Origin of the sequence: Mucilaginibacter terrigena, from assembly GCF_004168255.1 — a bacterium.
Lineage (GTDB): Bacteria > Bacteroidota > Bacteroidia > Sphingobacteriales > Sphingobacteriaceae > Mucilaginibacter > Mucilaginibacter terrigena.
The window spans coordinates 622,011-639,740 of the sequence record NZ_SEWG01000002.1 but is presented as its reverse complement, the minus strand read 5'-3'; the positions used below and the strand labels follow the sequence as shown (position 1 = coordinate 639,740).

Below are 17,730 nucleotides of genomic sequence, written 5' to 3'. Positions count from 1 at the left end.
TAAATTGAGCATCACTTTATCTTACATCATTTGTACCAAAAACAGGTTGCCTTTTTTAAAGGTGTTGCTTGGTAATTTATTAACTGTATTAAGCCCTGACGAAGAGATAGTAGTGGTTGATGGCAATAGTAGTGATGGTACGCAAGGGTACTTGCAAAACCTTCTTGATGCGAATAAAATCCATCAATACATAAGCGAACCTGATAAGAACCAGGCACACGGTTGGAATAAAGCCTTGTTAATGGCAAAAGGTAAAATCATCAAAAAACTGATTGATGACGATGTGCATCATATCAACACGATACGCAAATGCCGGGATTTTATGATGGCCAACGCAGATCTTGATCTGTGTATTTCTAATCACCTGCAAAGTCACTTGATCCATCCGGACCAGGTAAGTATTACAGGCAGGTTGGAAAACTACCGGGATTGGAAGGCCGGAAAAGTAAGATCATTTACCTTTAGCGATGTTACATTATTGCAACGCAGAGCCTCCCTCAGCTATTTAGGCCTGTACGACACCCAATTTAAAATGATGGATTGGGAATACGCCTTACGCGTAACTTATCTTAAAGCTAAAATTGCATACTATACTGGCTATAACTCGCTCTCGGTAGCAACACCGGGCAATGTAACATCTGGTGCAAGCCCGCAATTGCTAAAATACGAGGGCGCTATTGGCATGGTTAAATATGATTACGCAGGCGACAATGCAGGTATCAGCAGGTTCTCGCGTTTGAAAGTATGGTTAGGCAACACCTGGCATCGTTTAAAAACCAGGCAGGCACCTGTTAGCCACCCTGTTTTACCTGACGATGCCGAACTGGAAAAAATTTATGCCTCGTACTATCAAATACTTAATGAGTATAATAACACAGGTACATTCCACTTTATACAATAAATGCCTAAAACCATCAGTATAAAATTTCAGAACGGGATAGACAAGCAAATTGCTTTGAATGATATTCTTACTGAGCTTAATGATGATTTTATATTTGAAGAGAGCGATAAACCTGATTTTATATTATTTGGGCCTTACGGTAATGATATCCCGCCGTTGGGCAATTATACAAGAATTGGATATTACTGCGAAAACATACAGCCCGATATGCAGGCTTGCGAATGGGCTTTTGGTGTGCCGCGCGAAGAGATAGTAAACAACCCGCGCTACAAAAGGATCCAGTGGCATGGCTTAAACCCGCAGGTATTGGTAAAACCGGTAAACATTGATGCTGATGGTATACTAAAGCGAAAAAAGAATTTTTGCAATTTTTTATACTCCCATAAAGTCCCCTACCGCGAAGAATTTTTCAGGCAGTTATCTAAATACAAAAAGATAGATGCGCCCGGCAGGTCCATGAACAATATGGCAAGCATCGATAGCTTGTATAGTGGCGACATATGGCAGCGTAAACGGCAATTTTTAAGCAGCTATAAATTCACTATCGCTTTTGAGAACTACGTTTACCCCGGCTATCAAACAGAAAAACTGTATGATGCCATGCAGGCAAATAGCTTACCTGTTTACTGCGGCGACCCCAATATTGGCGATATATTTGATACCGCCAGCTTTATCAACACGGCAGATTACGTAAAAACCAACAATTCTGCCTTTGTAAACTGGTTACAGCAAAAAAGCCAGCCCAATTTTAAAGATATACTCCCATCCTACCACAAGGGCCCGCAACACCGCATCAGGCGTAAGTTAAAAACAATAGGCCGGGGATTAAAAATGCATTATCAGTTTCAAAAACTGGACTTCAGCCCATTGATCGACCGCATAATTGAGTTGGATAAAGATGATGATAAATACATTGCCACCTTACAGCAGCCATGGTTTATAAATAACCACCCCCCTGCCAATGCTTCTCTTAAAAATCACTGGATGAAAATATTTAATAGCAGACCTAAGCATTAAATGCAACAACCTTTAGTTTCTATTATAATACCGGCATACAACTCGGCAAAATACCTTGCAGATGCTATACAGTCGGCATTAAACCAAACCTGGGGCTACACGGAAATTATTGTGATAGATGATGGCTCAACAGATAATTCGTTAGCTATTGCAAAAGGTTTTGAATGTGAAAATGTAAAGGTATTCAGTCAGCCCAATAAAGGTGCCGGCGCAGCACGTAATAAAGGCTTACAGGAAGCAAAAGGAGATTACATACAATTTCTTGATGGTGATGACCTGCTTAGTCCCGATAAAATAGCCGTGCAGCTTGCGGCTTTAGCGAATAACGAGGGCCGGATCGCGGTTTGCAGTATTGTACATTTTAATGATAACGATTTAACTGAAGCCAACATACCATCACCTTACGAAGAATCCTTTTTAAACAATGATGACGACCCGGTTCATTTTATTACCGACCTGTTAGGTGGTTATCGCGAAACGGGTTCCATGATAGCCATACATGCCTGGCTGATTTCAAAAGAAATTATAGATAGCGCAGGCCCCTGGAATGAGGAATTAACCATAGATGACGACGGCGAATACTTTTGCAGGGTAATATTAAATTCAAAAGGCATAGTAAAAACACCCGGATTTTGCTATTACCGAAAATATACTGATGCCGATAAGGTATTTGCATACAGGCGCAATAAAGAAAAGCTATTTAAAAGTGCCCTCAAAGCAGTTTTGTTGAAAAGAGATTATTTACAATCCCGTACAAATACCCCGGCCATACAAAAAGCGATATACAGGCAGCTAATGCATCTTGCCGTGTTATTTTATATAGAGCAGCCTGCATTATATAAGCAGGTTATAAAGGAGTTGAAACATTACCCGGTTTATAAGTTTAAACCGGTTTTGGGTGGCAGGGTTATTAATTTCATATCGGGTGTATTTGGGTGGAGGGTTTCTAAAAGACTGCAATTCTACTACGTTAAAATTTTAAGATAACAATTCACTTATAATGATAGCCATCGTTTCATCAACCATAAAACCTTTAACCGGGCCACAACAATCAAAAAGTTTTTATACTTATGAGCAACGGGTAGAACAAACCAGGTTTACTTTGCAACGCCTGCGCGAGTGTGGTTTTACAAAGATCTTCCTTATTGATAATTCACCCCTTTTGGACAAGACACAGATCCAGGATCTTTTAACCGGATTCCCGGAGGTTGAGGTACATCATTTGCTGCAATACCAGTTTGAAAACAAAGGCATAAACGAATTATTGCTGTTGTTATATTTAGTTGAATACCTGCCGGCTAACCAACCTGTTTTTAAAATAAGCGGCCGCTATTACCCTACAGGAGATTTTAAGAAACCTGATTTTGAAGACCTTGCCGTAAAAAAATATCATCATGCCCGCAATAACAGCAGCATATCTACCAGGGGGTATTGGGTAAAAGATGCCGATACGCTGCACCGGTTTTTAACGGACTGCCTTTACGAGCATTTTGCTTACTCGGAAAGGATAGTTGGGTTAGGGAGCCTGATTAGGGTACTATTTAGCAAAAAAGATAAAAACACCCCTCACTTTAGTATCTCAATTGAGTTTGCAGCCGGGCATATTTTAAGAAAAGGCGATTATGAGGTTACATTTATAAATAAAATTGGGATAGAGGGGTTAGTTGCCGGGGCAGACAATGTAGAAAAGTTAACTGAATAATGATTTATTTGCTTTTTTAATCCGATACAGGTGCTGTATATAATTCCGTGAATCATGATTAAAGTAAGTATCAATTAAAAAGCAAAAGCTTAATTATAAAAATCAATTATATGCGCTTATCATTATTTTATGATCCATTCATTATCATAGATCGTTTGGCTATCGCGATTAACAGAAGAAAACGGAAAAATAAATTAAATGGCACGCCCGCTGCAAAACTTAAATTAGGCTACCTGGATAGTCTTGAATTGTTTGAGATAATTAAGAATGAAAATAATAAAATCCAAACTATTTTTGATGTTGGAGCTAACATTGGTACCTGGACAATTTTAGCGAAGTCGTTTTTTCCGGATGCCGCGATATACGCATTTGAGCCGTTAAATAAGCATGTTCAAAAGTTCAACGACCTGACTAAAGAATTACAAAATGTCACTATCCATCAATATTGCTTAGGAAACGAAAACACAAGCACTACTATCAATGTATCAAGCTTTTCTGATTCATCAAGCATATTAGACGCAACGCCGCTTGAGTTTGAGTTGTTTGGTATAAAAAAGGAAAGTGAAGAAGAAGTACAGGTTAAGCGCACCGATTTTTTAATAGATGGAAATGTGTTACCTGTACCCGATATTATAAAGATGGACATTCAAGGTTTTGAGTTAGAAGCATTAAAAGGAACAGGTAAATACCTTAATGATGTTAGCTATCTAATAATTGAAGTGTCCTTTAAACAGTATTATGTTGGCCAGCCCCTTTTCCTGGAAATTGCTAACTACCTGGCAACTTATAACTTTAACATCCACGCATTTGGCCAGTCAACCCCTGTGGGCCAGGAACTTTGGCAAATTGATGTTTTGTTTAAACGTATTTAAGTGAAGATCTTTCTGTCTTTTTTCCAATCAAAAACTAAACACCCTATACCGGCATACAGCTTTTGGGAATATTACATTAAAAACGGCATAGAAGAAGCTGGCTACGAATGGATGGAATGCCCGGATGTAGATTGGGCCTTGGGTAGGGTGCCTAAAACCAAACAGGCGCAAATAAACTGGAAACAGGATGCATGGCAAAAAACAGTTGATTATTTAAAGGCTAACCCCGCCGATCTTTTTTTAAGCTACTTGTACCCTGATCAGATAGATACTTCGGCAATTGATCAGATCAGGAAAACCAACATCCCTTGTGTTAATTTTTTTTGCGATCACATTCGCGATTTTATCAAGCTTCCAAAAGAATTTGCAGCTTTTGATTTGAATTGGGTTCCCGAGTACAAGGCTATTCAACAATATCAAAAAGCAGGTTACCCTTACATTAACCTGCCCATGCCAATGTGGGTGGCGCCCCAATATCGCATTTTGCAGCCCGAGATAAATTCGCAAATAACATTTATTGGTTCAAAGGATATTCAGCGCCATTTAATGTTTGAAAACATAGTTAAGCAAGATCCAAATATTGATTTAGCTATTTATGGCGGCGGGTGGATAGCGGCTGCTCATACTCAACAAGAGTTACTACCCTATGGGCTTCACAAAAAACTGTTGTTTCAATTTAAGCTATTAAACAAATACGGCATTAACGGATATACCGAAAAGTTGAAACAGCGGAATTATACCGGGCAGATAAGCCGTACTTTACAGTTAAAAACACATGGTGCACCTTCCGCAGAAGAATACAACCGGCTTACCGCAGGCAGCCTGGTTACCATTGGTGTTAACAGGTATCCGTCTTACTTATTTCCTTTGGCTAAGCCAGATACCTACTCAAGACTGCGCGATATTGAAGCCCCAATGCTTGGCGCATGTTATTTAACCGAATGGACAGATGGCATAGAACAACTGTACGATATTAACAACGAGATAGAAACCTACACAACCCCCGAAGATTTTCTGCAGAAAACAGAGCTACTTAAAAATGATGCCGTTAAACGCAAAACATTAAAAGTAAACGGGCAAAAACGGGCTTTAAAAAACCATAGCATACCCGCTTCTTTAAAAGAAATATTGTGGACGCTAAATTTATAAGCTTTTTAAATCAGTTTGTTAAATACCCGCATTAGATAAGATTTACTTTTTCATTGCCGATACTTTTAAAACCATAGTGCAACCAGTCATCAGGAAATTATTGATCCGATAAATGAACAGGATACATCTCTATTTCCGTTCCCAAACCGTTACCGACCGCTTTTTACCGGGCGACAGGTACATAATACCCGCTTTACGCAAATTGATCAAAGGAAGCCGGGTCTCTGGTATCGAAAAAGTATTTATAAACCTTTGCAAAGGGTTTGATGAACTTAGGGTTAATTACGATATAAACCTGCCATTCAAAAAAATACAGCCGGATGAGCCGGTTGTGGTTTTGGGCAATGGCATGCATGCATTGCAGGGTTATCATCAGCCCAATCCAGTTATTGCGGGTATTGGATTAATGTCTCACCCTTCAGGATGGCCAAATTTTTTTACCGATTATCCTATAGCTAAATATCTGCAGCATTCTGTATGGACAAATAATATTTACCTCCCATATTACGGTGAGGGTAACTGCGCAATATGGCCAGCCGGTATCGATACTGATAAGTGGGCACCTAAGGCAAAAGCTATAAAAAAGCATGATATACTGGTTTATGATAAGATCATGTGGGATAAGAATGATACCCGCAAGCAACTAAAAGCACCCATATTAGCAAAACTAAACACTCTTGGGTTATCATATGCAGAGATAACCTATGGCGATTATAAAGAGGCAGAATACTTCGAAATTCTGCAACAAAGTAAGGGTATGATATTCCTTTGCGAGCACGAGAGCCAGGGCTTTGCCTGCTGCGAAGCAATGGCTATGAATGTACCTGTATTTGCCTGGAACCAGGGCCAATGGTTAGATCCCAATCGTATTGCGTGGGGCGAAACAGAGGTTGTGCCTGCCTCCTCCATTCCATTTTTTGATGAGCGATGTGGGATGGAATTTAAAAATCCGGAAGATTTTGAAGCAAAAATCGATCAATTTTGGCACAAGCTAATTAGCAATGGCTTTAACCCTCGTGAGTATATTTTGGAAAATCTTACGCTTAAAAAAAGCGCGCAAATAATGCTGGATATCATAAATAGCGTTTATCCATGAAGATTCTCCTCATTATGGATCCCGGTATCCCGGTTCCACCAAAATTATATGGAGGGCACGAACGTCTGGTATACCTTTTTGCGGAAGAATATACCAGATTGGGCCATGAGGTAACCCTGCTTGCCGGGCCCGATTCGCATTGCAGCGGCAAGGTTATAACTTTTGGCGCAAACGATCTTAACAGGTCAAAAATGCAGCAATACAAAGAGGTTTTATTTGTTTGGAAATACCTTATCAAAAACCATCAAAAATTTGATCTTGTGCACAATTTTGGCCGGCTTATATATTACTTTCCTATTCTTAATAAATCCGTCAAAAAATTGATGACCTACGGCAGGCCGGTTAGCAGGCGTGGCATCCGCATTATTAATGCTTTACCCAATAAAAACCTGGTTTTTACGGCATGCAGTAACAACTGTGTTGCAACAGGTAATGTAGCAGGCCAATGGCACACCATTTACAATGCAATAGATTTTGACCAGTACCGGTTAAACGAAGGTGTTGCTCCTGATGCACCGTTGATGTTTTTGGGCCGACTGGATAAAATTAAAGGAGTACATAACGCCATAACAGTAGCAAAAGCAACCGGCAATAAGCTACTGATAGCCGGCAACATTTCACATACCGAAGATAACTATCTGTATTTTAAAACCGAGATCGAACCATGTATTGACGACGATAGAATAGTTTATTTGGGAGCATTAAATGACGAGGAAAAAAACAATTATTTAGGGCAAGCAAAGGCATTGCTGTTCCCAATTGAGTGGGATGAGCCCTTTGGTATTGTGATGATAGAGGCCATGGCTTGCGGCACCCCTGTGATCGCATTTAACCGGGGATCGGTGCCGGAGGTTGTTGAGGATGGGGTTAATGGCTTCCGGGTCAACAACGTTGATGAAATGATCAGCAAAATAGATAGTATACAGCTAATTGACCGATTTGCCTGCAGGCAGGCCGTGATACAAAGGTTTGATGTTAGTATCGTAGCAAGCCAATATCTATCACTAAAAACAACATAATATTTATGACTTTTAAACAAAAGATCGGGGCGCTTATTATTAAAAGTGCCCCCGTATCTCCAGAGATAATTTCAATTTTAAGGGGCGAATTGCGCGCTTTCAGGAACAGGCTTAATTATCGTCTCAACCCCTTTAAAAAGGCGGCAGTAAAAAAGATCACCAACGCCGCTAACATCAGCTTAAATGTTGGCTGCGGCCCCTTTGGGCACGATGGATGGGTAAATGTAGACCTGATGGCCCTGAAAAATGTTTCTTTTACCTACGATACCCGTAAGCACCTGCCGTTTAAAGATAATACAGTTGAAAGGATACGGGTAGAACATTTTTTTGAGCACATAGATAAGTCATTTGAAGCGCCATTTTTTTTAGAGGAATGTAAAAGAGTGATGAAACCCGGGGCAGTTTTAAGAATAGCCGTACCCGATGTCGAAAAATTTATTAACGCCTACTATCTTAACGATGAAGTATCATGGAAAGCACTGGGTTATGATATTAATAACCTTCCAAATGGGTTTGATACAAAAATTGCTATACTAAACCACATTTTCAGGCAGGATGGCGAACACAAATATGCCTACGATTGGGAGGCAATGCATTTCCTGCTAACAAAGCACGGGTTTAAAAATATCACCAGGCAGCAATACAGGCAATCGTTAGACGAGCAATTGATTGAAGACCAGTTTAATCACAGCAACCATTCCTTATACGTGGATTGCGTAAAGTAGCTTTGAAAAAAATTGTCCTTATTTCGGTAGGTCAGCCCTCAACCAACCCCAGGTTAGTAAAAGAAGCCAATGCTTTACAAGATGCGGGGTATAAGGTTTATGTGATATATACATTTTGGACACAATGGGCCTGGGAAACAGACAAACAATTGTTTAAGGAAGTTAACTGGACGCCGATATTAGCGGGCGGTTCGCCGTTCCAAGACAAATTAACCTATTTTTTTACCCGGTTAAGGGTAAAAGCAGCGCGTTTTATTGCTAAAAACATCACCTTAAAATTTGGCATTGCAGAAATTGCACTTGGGCGCACTTATCCGGAATTACTTAAAAAAGCACTTTCTGTAAAAGCTGATCTGTATATCGGCCATATACAGGCTGCCCTGCCCGTAGCTGTAAAAGCGGCAAAAAAACACCAGGTTAAATGCGGTTTCGACATCGAAGATCTTCACCGGCACGAGGTTAGCAATGATAATACTTCATTTGAGTACATTATCTCTAAATATATTGATGATAAATACCTTCCACTAACCGATTATTTAACGGCAAGCAGCCCAATAATTGCCGGTGAGTACCGCAAGCTTTACCCAGATACAGATCCTGTTACGATATTAAACGTATTTCCAAAAAGCAATGCGGTTAACCATATGCATCAAAACAAAAATGGGGCAATAAAACTCTTTTGGTTCTCTCAAACTATAGGCGGCGGGCGGGGCTTAAGTAATATTATTAACGCTTTAAAACTTTTAGGAAACAATCCGTTCGAACTTCATTTATTAGGAATGGTTGATGATGCCTTTAAAGAAAACTTTGATACCGGTGGGTTTCCTGTTTACTTCCATCAACCAATTAGCCCCAATAAACTTATAGAATTTGCCACGCAGTTTGACATTGGCATAGCCGCCGAAAATAATACGCCATACAACAGGGATATTTGCCTAACCAACAAAATATTTACTTATATGCAGGCCGGGCTTGCTGTAATAGCCAGCAATACTACCGCCCAGCAGGCCTTGTTAACCCAATACCCTGCTATAGGGCTGGTGTACCAAAATGATCGTATCGAATCTTTGGCTGTTGCACTGCAATATTATTCCCAAAATAACGATGCCCTTGTAAATACAAAGCAAGCCTCATATTCCTTAGCGCTGGAAAGGTTTAACTGGGAACAGGAAAGTATATCGTTCTTACAAACTGTGCAAAAAACATTGCAGACATCATGAACCGTAAAGTACTCATTATTTCACTTTACTTCCCACCGGTAAATGCTGCAGATATGCAAAGGGTAAGGATGAGCCTGCCCTATTTTGCAAATTTTGGCTGGGATGCAGAAGTAGTTTGTGTTGATGAACCATACACCGATATGGTGACTGATGAATTATTACTCCAAAGTGTGCCCGGCACCATCAGGATCCATCGGGTTAAAGCATTAAGTAAAAAAATAACGGCTAAATTTGGCTTAGGCAACCTGGCATTACGCTCATTGTGGTATTACCGTAAAACAGTAAATAAGTTACTGGCTGATTCTAAGTTCGATCTTATATATTTTTCTACTACGCAATTCCCTGTTTGTATCCTTGGTAGTTACTGGAAAAAGCGTTTCGGAATCCCATATGTAATAGATATGCAGGACCCATGGCATTCTGATTATTACCAGGATAAACCTAAAGCACAGCAACCACCAAAATACTGGTTTTCGTACCGGTTAAATAAATACCTTGAACCATTAGCCATAAAACAGGTGGATGGTCTTATCAGCGTATCAGAAAGCTATATAACTACGCTAAAGGAACGGTATCCGCAGATACAGAACATTCCGCAGGCTACCATTACTTTTGGCGCTTATCAACCCGATCTAACCATCGCGGCAGATAATGCTCAAAACTTCACACCCCTGCTTGATGCTGATTATAAAAATATAGTTTATGTTGGCCGTGGAGGTACAGACATGCATAAAGCGGTAGGCGCTTTGTTTACCGCATTTAAAAAATGTGCGGGTACAGATCCAGATTTATTCAATACAATAAAATTTTACTTTATTGGTACAAGTTACGCGCCTTTAAGGCAAGGCATACCAACCATACTACCGCTGGCAAAGCAGTATGGGATGGAAAGTAACGTCGTCGAAATTACTGATCGAATAAGTTATTACCACACCTTACTTACCCTGCAACAAGCTGATGCGCTATTCATACCGGGATCGGACGATCCTGCGTACACAGCATCTAAAATTTACCCTTATTTACTAAGCAAAAAACCACTTTTGGCAGTATTTAATGCTAAAAGCCCGGCACTTGCCACACTTGGCGAATACGGTGCTAAGCATGTTTACACCTTTAATAATGTTGATGAGATAACAGGCTTTTTAAATGAAGTAGCCAAAGGAGTTGCCATTGCAGAAAATTATAATGCTAATGCCATCGAACGGTATTCAGCTAACAACATGGCAAGGCAGCAATGCCTGCTTTTTAACAAGGTGGTAGGCAAATGAGATTAGCCATTATTACCACCCACCCTATTCAATATTACGCGCCCATTTTTAAGCTGCTTAGCCAGCGTGGAAAGGTTGGCATAAAAGTATTTTATACGCTTGGTCAGCAGGGAAACAAGTATGATTTTGGGTTTGAAAAAAACATTAACTGGGATATTCCATTATTAAACGGGTATGCTTATGAATGGATTGAAAACACTTCTACCTTACCCGGCTCACATCATACTAAAGGAATAATTAACCCTACTCTTATTAATAAGATCAAACTGTATAACCCTAATGCCTTATTGGTTTTTGGGTGGAATTATCACAGCCATTTAAAAGTCCTACGCTATTTTAAAAACAAAATACCCATCTATTTTAGGGGAGACTCAACACTTTTAAACTACAGTAATCCGGTAAAAGAAACACTAAAATATTTATATCTTAAGTGGGTATATAAACATATTAGCCATGCTTTTTATGTGGGCACCCGTAATAAAGCATACTTTAAAAAGTACGGATTAAAAAATGATCAGTTATCTTTTGCACCACATGCTATAGATAATGACCGTTTTAAAGTAGACCGTTCTGAGGGTGCCAATGAGTTACGGGCGTCATTAAACTTGTCTGCAGGTGATATACTGATAGTATATGCCGGCAAGTTTGAACCTGTTAAAAACCTGCATATTTTAATTGCAGCAATTGGCGCATTAAATAATCAAAAAGTACATTTACTTTTAGTGGGTAATGGAATGGATGAACTTGCCTTAAAGCAACAAGCCGGAATAAGTGTCGCATCTAATAATATCCATTTTTTAGATTTTGTAAATCAAACATATATTCCCATAATATATCAGGCAGCTAACCTCTATTGTTTACCCTCAATATCTGAAACATGGGGATTATCTGTAAACGAGGCTATGGCATGTAATAAAGCTATATTAGTGTCTGATAAGGTAGGATGCGCTATTGACCTGGTTAAACCCGGCTACAACGGCGCAATATTTAAAAGTGGTGATGAAAATAGCCTGCTTAAAAAACTGACGGAACTAACCGGATCTGCCGACAGGTTAACCGAACTTGGCAAACACTCGGGTATGATCATAAAAGACTGGGATTTTACCCAAATTGCGATTGCAATTGAAAATAAATTATTGAATGAAACGAACTGACCGCATAAAGCTAAATTTTATCCGCAACTGGAATTTACCGGGTAAGGAACGGCTGGCACATTTTTTCAGTCCGTCCGATCAGCTTAAAAGCCAAATTAAGGATGGTATTGTATGGTTAAATACCGAGGATATCGCTATTTACACAACTGCCGATAATTATATAGAATGGACAATTTTAAGCACCGGCACTTACGAGGACGAGATTAATAAACTGATCAGGGTATCGTTAAAACCAGGGGAAAACGCGTTAGATATTGGCGGTAACATTGGCTTGCAAAGCATCCGCATGTCGCAATGTGTTGGTAATAATGGTAAGGTTTATGCCTTTGAACCACTTAACCACCTGCAGGAAAAATTCAAAAAAAACGTATTGCTTAACAAGGCAGTTAATGTAACACTGCTTCCGTTTGCATTATCAGATACCGAAACCGAGGCCGAATTCAGCATCAACAAAAACGCATGGAACCAGGGCGCTTTTAGTTTAAATGATTCACAAGGACATAGCGATAAGCAAACCGTGTATGTAAAAATTGCCGACAACCTCCCGGAGATACAGGCGCTAAACCACCTGGCTTTAATAAAAATAGATGTTGAAGGGTATGAATACCAGGTGTTGCGCGGCCTTACAAATACGTTAAAACAATATAAGCCCCGCATTATTTTTGAATATGATAGCAACTATTGGGCTACAATTGGCCAAAGTATAACAGACTGTACTGCCTTTTTACTATCAATGGGCTATACGTTATACCAAATAACACCGGTTGGCTGCGAATTGATAATTGATGCTAAAAAAATTGAAAGTGGAAACCTGTTTTGCATCCCGCTTAAATAATGGCTAACAAACAAAAGCTGGAAAGGTACCTGGTGCTTTATTTACCCTGGCTTTTCGCATCGATATTTAGGGCTGATGCTGTTTTATCGTACATGATAGCCTGGCTGGGATCACTCCTTATATTTTATATCAGCTTAACAGGTTGGGTAAAACCACTGCCGCAAGATCGCAGCTTTAGTGAGCAACTGATGAGGCCGCTATTTATTATGCAGATAATCTTTGCCGGTTTTATGTGCTGTACATCGATTTTTTACTTTTTAGATATATTGGGTTACAGCGATTTCCAAAAAACAAACAGTATTATTTTAACCGACCAAACAAGGCTAATGTTTACGGCGCAATGCCAACGCTATTATAGCCTTGCACACGCATCATTTGTTACCGGGATATTGGTTTTCATGAAATATCCCGAAGAAAAAAAATATTACATAGAAAAAGAAGCACTTGCAAATTTACTGTTAAGGGTAGCTGTTATCAGCTTCCCTGTATCAATCGCATTCCTTAAGATACCCGGACTGTCCCAGTTCTACTACCAGCTTAGCTCGCTTAGTTTTATTGCCGGTACCCTGGCCCTGGCTTTTGCCATACCGTTAAACAAATCGTTAAACACCATTATTTGTACTGTGCTGTACCTGTTTAACCTTTACCAGGCATTTCATTCGGGTTATAAAGAACCAGTTATTATAAGCATTATGGTACTGGGTGTATTTTTATATCCCAACTACAAAAAAATAATTACGGTAACGTTTATACCCTTATTATTAGCTGCCTTTTTATTGTTACCCACCTACGTAACTAATTTTCGCCAGAATGCGTGGTCGGGGGATGTTGATGTGGAAGAATCATCACAATTAGCACTGGATGCTACGTTGAATAATGACAATGACGACTCTAACTGGTCGTTTTTTGTTTACCGTTTAAGCGAAATAGATATGTTTATCACCTTCGCGCAATCTACCCCTCAAAATGTAGACTACTATGGCGTTAAATTATTAGAGCAATCTTTAATAGCAATAGTACCACGCGTATTTTGGCCAGGCAAACCCGTAACAGAGGACCTGGTAATGGAGCGCGTTTATGATGCCGGTGTAGCTAACAGGCTGTCAAACGTATCTGCCAAGCCCGCGTTTGTGGTAGATGCTTATCTGTCCGGCGGTCTTATCGGCATATTTATAATTCTATTTGCTTATGGTGCAACAGCACAACTTATCTCTATTAAAGCAGAACAACTATTTGGAGGATATATTTTAGGTACTGCTTTAATATTTAGCGGCCTTTTCCAAATATTTTGGCGTGGCTTAAGTTTTGAATTTTTAATTAACTCTGTTTTTTGGAGTTACATAACGATGATCATCATTCAAAAGATATTATTGGGAACTGCTTTTCTTAAACGGATTTGAAAATACTGCATATCGTAGCTGCATATAAGCCGGCCTATATTTATGGGGGCCCTACTATGTCGGTTGCTATGCTGTGCGAGGCTTTAGTTAATGCAAAAGTACAGGCAGAAGTGTTTACTACAACTGCAAACGGTATAACCGAGTTACCTGTTATAGCTAACAGGCCAACTACAATTGATGGTGTAACGGTAACATACTTTAAACGCTTAACAAAAGATCATACCCATTTTTCGCCTGCTTTGTTAAAGGCTTTATGGAAAAGGGCTAAGGAGTTTGATGCGGTACATATCCACGCCTGGTGGAACCTGGTATCGGTATTATCGTGCGCTGTTGCTTTGGTTAAAGGAGTGCCGGTTATCTTATCGCCCCGGGGCACTTTAAGTAGTTATTCATTCGCTAATAATAATATCGGTAAAAAAAGGATCATCCATACCCTGTTAGGAAAAAGGTTATTGGCCAAATGCCACATCCATGTTACCGCCGCAAGAGAAAGTATATCTATACTTGATGTTGTAAAACCTTTAAGTACTGCAATTATACCAAACTTTGTAAAGCTACCGTCAGCTTGTGTTGAAAGACCCGCCGCCGATGGACCTGTAAAACTGCTTTTCTTTTCGCGCATCGAAGAAAAAAAAGGACTGGATATTTTGCTGAAGGCGCTTAATACGGTCACGCCCCCTTTTCACTTAACCATTGCCGGTGATGGCGACATTAACTACATCAACAAACTAAAAGCATCTGTAACAGATCCCAGTATTACCGCTAATATAACTTGGGCCGGTTTTTTTAATGATGATAAGTTTGAATTGCTTAGCCGACACGATCTGTTAGTATTACCATCGCATGATGAGAATTTTGGCAATGTTGTGATAGAAAGCCTTAGCGTGGGCACCCCCGTATTAATTAGCCATAACGTTGGCCTTGCCAATTACGTTAAAGACCATAAACTGGGCTGGATTTGCGATACTGATGCAGCATCGGTAAGTGATGCCATCAATAACATGACAGATTACAGCACACAAATAGCCGAGATACAGAAAACAGCGCCAGGCATTGTCAGGGCAGACTTTTCCGGATCTCGGTTACAACAGCAATACGTCAATTTTTATAAAGATATTTTAGCACATGAGCGATTATAAGGATTATGGGTACCATAACAGTACCATAACCTACAACTTCAATTACATTTTGCAGCCATTGCTAAACATGCTGGATAAAAACAAGAACCACTGCATTTTAGATCTGGGCTGCGGCAATGGTTACCTGGTAAACCATCTCATCACCTTAGGGTATAACGCATATGGTACCGATGCTTCAGAGAAAGGCATCGGGATAGCCAAACAAAAGAATGCCAACAGATTTTTTGTGCAGGATCTGTCGACCGGGAAATTGCCGGTTGAATTACAGGGATTAAATTTTGATACCATTATATCCACCGAGGTGATAGAGCACCTTTACGACCCGGAGGCCTTTATTACTTTTTGTAAAGAATCATTACCCGGCAAAGGCGAGATCATACTATCTACCCCTTATCATGGTTACCTTAAAAACCTTGTTTTAAGTATATTTAACAAGTGGGATACTCACCTTAGCCCCATATGGCTTGGCGGCCATATAAAAATGTGGTCGGCAGCAACCCTAAGCAGCCTGTTAACAAGCAAGGGGTTTAAGGTTATATGCTTTAAAGGCTGTGGAAGGGTACCTTATTTATGGAAGTCGATGATCATTAAAGCACAATTAAATTGAATACCCGGTATTCCTTCATCATACTTACTTATAACGAGGAAATACACCTGCCCAGGCTGCTTTCATCAATAGCGGGATTAAATGCCCCAACGTTCGTACTTGATTCGGGCAGTACAGATAATACCACTGCAATTGCTGAAGCGGCCGGGGCTACAGTATTACAGCACCCGTTTGAAAACCATCCAAAACAGTGGGATTTTGCGCTTAAAAACTTTAATGTACAAACCCCCTGGGTAATTTGCCTTGATGCCGACCATATAGTTACACCCGAACTTTTCCTGCTGCTGCAAAACTTTAATGAGGAACAACACCGGGATATAAATGGTATTTATTTTAACCGTAAAAACTTTTTTAAGGGGCGATGGATAAAGCATGGCGGCTATTATCCATTTTACTTGTTAAAAATGATCAGGTATGATGTTGGATTTTCGGATATTAACGAGAATATGGATCACCGGCTGGTAGTACCGGGTAACACAATCATCTGGAAGAATGGCCATATCCTGGAAGAGAACTTAAAGGAAAACAACATCAGCTTTTGGATAAGCAAGCACAACAAATACAGTGATCTGCTGGCCCACGAAGAGATTGAACGCATGCTGAGCCTTAGGCAGCAAATAGTAAAAACCCATTTTTGGGGTTCGCCAGATGAACGCACGGCATGGCTTAAACAGCGATGGTGGAAACTTCCCCGTTATTTGCGCCCGGCATTATACTTTACCTATCGTATAATATTTAAACTGGGCGTGCTCGACGGCCGCACGGGTTTAATATTCCATTTCATGCAGGGCTTTTGGTTTAGGCTGGTAGTAGATATTAAAATAGATGAGCTGCTAAAACAACGCAATAATGAAGCAAAATAAACCCGGGTTTAACCCTGCATTAAAGTTTGTTATTAAGTTTTTATGTCTGTTTGCCTTATTTTATGGCTTTTATATTCTTTTCCTTGCCATCACATCGCACGAAGGAAAATTATATTCACCGTTTTTAGACGAGCATCTTAACTTTATTAGCTGGCTAAGGTATACACTGATAGAAAGCAGCGCGGGCATTTTAAATTTACTTGGCTATCAAACCAAAACAACCACTTATCAAATGCTGGTGGTTGGGCACAACATCATACATGTAGGGTACGATTGTTTGGGTTTTGGGGTGATGTGTTTCTTTTCGGCTTTTGTAATTGCCTACCCCGGGGTATTAAAAGTTAAGCTATATTTTTTTATACCCGGCCTCGTATGCATCCAGTTACTAAACCTTTCGCGGTTTATACTGCTTGCACTTTACTGGCGGCATACCACCGTTTATATATCAGATCACCACACCATTTTCAACATAGTTACCTATCTTATCATCGCCATAAGCCTGTATTTTTACACCCGTTATCAGGACCGCGCCGTAAACCAAGCTACACTTTAACCCTTAATTACAATTAGCTAAAACATAAAAGCCTGTAAATCAATAAATTTACAGGCTTTTGTTGCTTTTTGTTATCAAATCTGGCGGTGAGGGAGGGATTCGAACCCTCGGTACAGTTTCCCGTACGTCAGTTTAGCAAACTGATCCTTTCGGCCTCTCAGGCACCTCACCATTATTTTCAAGAATACTTCCCTTTTTTCAGGGATTGCA

16 protein-coding genes, 1 tRNA gene and 1 pseudogene are annotated in these 17,730 nt (G+C 39.9%); 17 read left to right on the top strand and 1 reads right to left on the bottom strand.

Going from position 1 to position 17,730, the window contains the following annotated elements:
• Positions 1 to 4 precede the first annotated feature (4 nt).
• From EWM62_RS06680 to xrtY, 17 genes and pseudogenes are all read left to right on the top strand, one after another.
• Positions 5 to 901: a glycosyltransferase gene (locus tag EWM62_RS06680; RefSeq protein WP_162499794.1), complete on the top strand. Its 897-nt coding sequence runs from the start codon at positions 5 to 7 to the stop codon at positions 899 to 901.
• On the top strand, positions 902 to 1,918 hold the full coding sequence (locus EWM62_RS06675; protein WP_129875875.1) for a glycosyltransferase family 10 domain-containing protein: 1,017 nt from the start codon (positions 902 to 904) through the stop codon (positions 1,916 to 1,918). It begins immediately after the preceding gene.
• A complete protein-coding gene (locus EWM62_RS06670) occupies positions 1,919 to 2,905 on the top strand; it encodes a glycosyltransferase family 2 protein (RefSeq protein ID WP_129875874.1) in 987 nt (328 codons plus the stop codon).
• Positions 2,906 to 2,918: 13 nt separating this feature from the next.
• Complete coding sequence (locus EWM62_RS06665; RefSeq protein WP_129875873.1) at positions 2,919 to 3,620, top strand: hypothetical protein; 702 nt, start codon at positions 2,919 to 2,921, stop codon at positions 3,618 to 3,620.
• Between the two features lie 110 nt (positions 3,621 to 3,730).
• Positions 3,731 to 4,492: an FkbM family methyltransferase gene (locus EWM62_RS06660; RefSeq protein ID WP_129875872.1), complete on the top strand. Its 762-nt coding sequence runs from the start codon at positions 3,731 to 3,733 to the stop codon at positions 4,490 to 4,492.
• Complete coding sequence (locus EWM62_RS06655) at positions 4,493 to 5,641, top strand: glycosyltransferase family protein (protein WP_129875871.1); 1,149 nt, start codon at positions 4,493 to 4,495, stop codon at positions 5,639 to 5,641. It begins immediately after the preceding gene.
• 112 nt (positions 5,642 to 5,753) lie between these two features.
• Positions 5,754 to 6,737, top strand: a complete 984-nt coding sequence (locus EWM62_RS06650) for a glycosyltransferase (protein WP_129875870.1) — start codon at positions 5,754 to 5,756, stop codon at positions 6,735 to 6,737.
• Positions 6,734 to 7,756, top strand: a complete 1,023-nt coding sequence (locus tag EWM62_RS06645; RefSeq protein ID WP_129875869.1) for a glycosyltransferase family 4 protein — start codon at positions 6,734 to 6,736, stop codon at positions 7,754 to 7,756. The genes EWM62_RS06650 and EWM62_RS06645 overlap by 4 nt, the downstream gene beginning before the upstream one ends.
• Positions 7,757 to 7,761: 5 nt before the next feature.
• Complete coding sequence (locus EWM62_RS06640; RefSeq protein WP_129875868.1) at positions 7,762 to 8,481, top strand: class I SAM-dependent methyltransferase; 720 nt, start codon at positions 7,762 to 7,764, stop codon at positions 8,479 to 8,481.
• A 2-nt stretch (positions 8,482 to 8,483) separates the two neighbouring features.
• Positions 8,484 to 9,701, top strand: a complete 1,218-nt coding sequence (locus EWM62_RS06635) for a glycosyltransferase family protein (RefSeq protein WP_129875867.1) — start codon at positions 8,484 to 8,486, stop codon at positions 9,699 to 9,701.
• Entirely contained in the window at positions 9,698 to 10,969 is a 1,272-nt protein-coding gene (locus EWM62_RS06630) for a glycosyltransferase (RefSeq protein ID WP_238989292.1), read from the top strand. The genes EWM62_RS06635 and EWM62_RS06630 overlap by 4 nt, the downstream gene beginning before the upstream one ends.
• Positions 10,966 to 12,123: a glycosyltransferase family 4 protein gene (locus tag EWM62_RS06625; RefSeq protein ID WP_129875866.1), complete on the top strand. Its 1,158-nt coding sequence runs from the start codon at positions 10,966 to 10,968 to the stop codon at positions 12,121 to 12,123. Before EWM62_RS06630 ends, EWM62_RS06625 begins: the two co-directional genes overlap by 4 nt.
• Positions 12,110 to 12,958, top strand: a complete 849-nt coding sequence (locus tag EWM62_RS06620) for an FkbM family methyltransferase (RefSeq protein ID WP_129875865.1) — start codon at positions 12,110 to 12,112, stop codon at positions 12,956 to 12,958. The genes EWM62_RS06625 and EWM62_RS06620 overlap by 14 nt, the downstream gene beginning before the upstream one ends.
• Positions 12,958 to 14,358: an exosortase Y-associated Wzy-like protein gene (locus EWM62_RS06615; RefSeq protein WP_129875864.1), complete on the top strand. Its 1,401-nt coding sequence runs from the start codon at positions 12,958 to 12,960 to the stop codon at positions 14,356 to 14,358. The genes EWM62_RS06620 and EWM62_RS06615 overlap by 1 nt, the downstream gene beginning before the upstream one ends.
• Positions 14,355 to 15,497, top strand: coding sequence for an XrtY-associated glycosyltransferase XYAG1 (locus tag EWM62_RS06610; RefSeq protein WP_129875863.1), 1,143 nt, complete (start codon positions 14,355 to 14,357; stop codon positions 15,495 to 15,497). The genes EWM62_RS06615 and EWM62_RS06610 overlap by 4 nt, the downstream gene beginning before the upstream one ends.
• Positions 15,484 to 16,104, top strand: coding sequence for a class I SAM-dependent methyltransferase (locus tag EWM62_RS06605; protein WP_129875862.1), 621 nt, complete (start codon positions 15,484 to 15,486; stop codon positions 16,102 to 16,104). The genes EWM62_RS06610 and EWM62_RS06605 overlap by 14 nt, the downstream gene beginning before the upstream one ends.
• A pseudogene (gene xrtY, locus EWM62_RS19815) lies at positions 16,101 to 17,520 on the top strand (exosortase Y). The gene EWM62_RS06605 and the pseudogene xrtY overlap by 4 nt, the downstream one beginning before the upstream one ends.
• 81 nt (positions 17,521 to 17,601) lie before the next feature.
• On the opposite strand, the gene EWM62_RS06590 reads toward xrtY, so the two are convergent.
• Positions 17,602 to 17,691: transfer RNA gene (locus EWM62_RS06590), tRNA-Ser, on the bottom strand.
• Between the last annotated feature and the right edge of the window lie 39 nt (positions 17,692 to 17,730).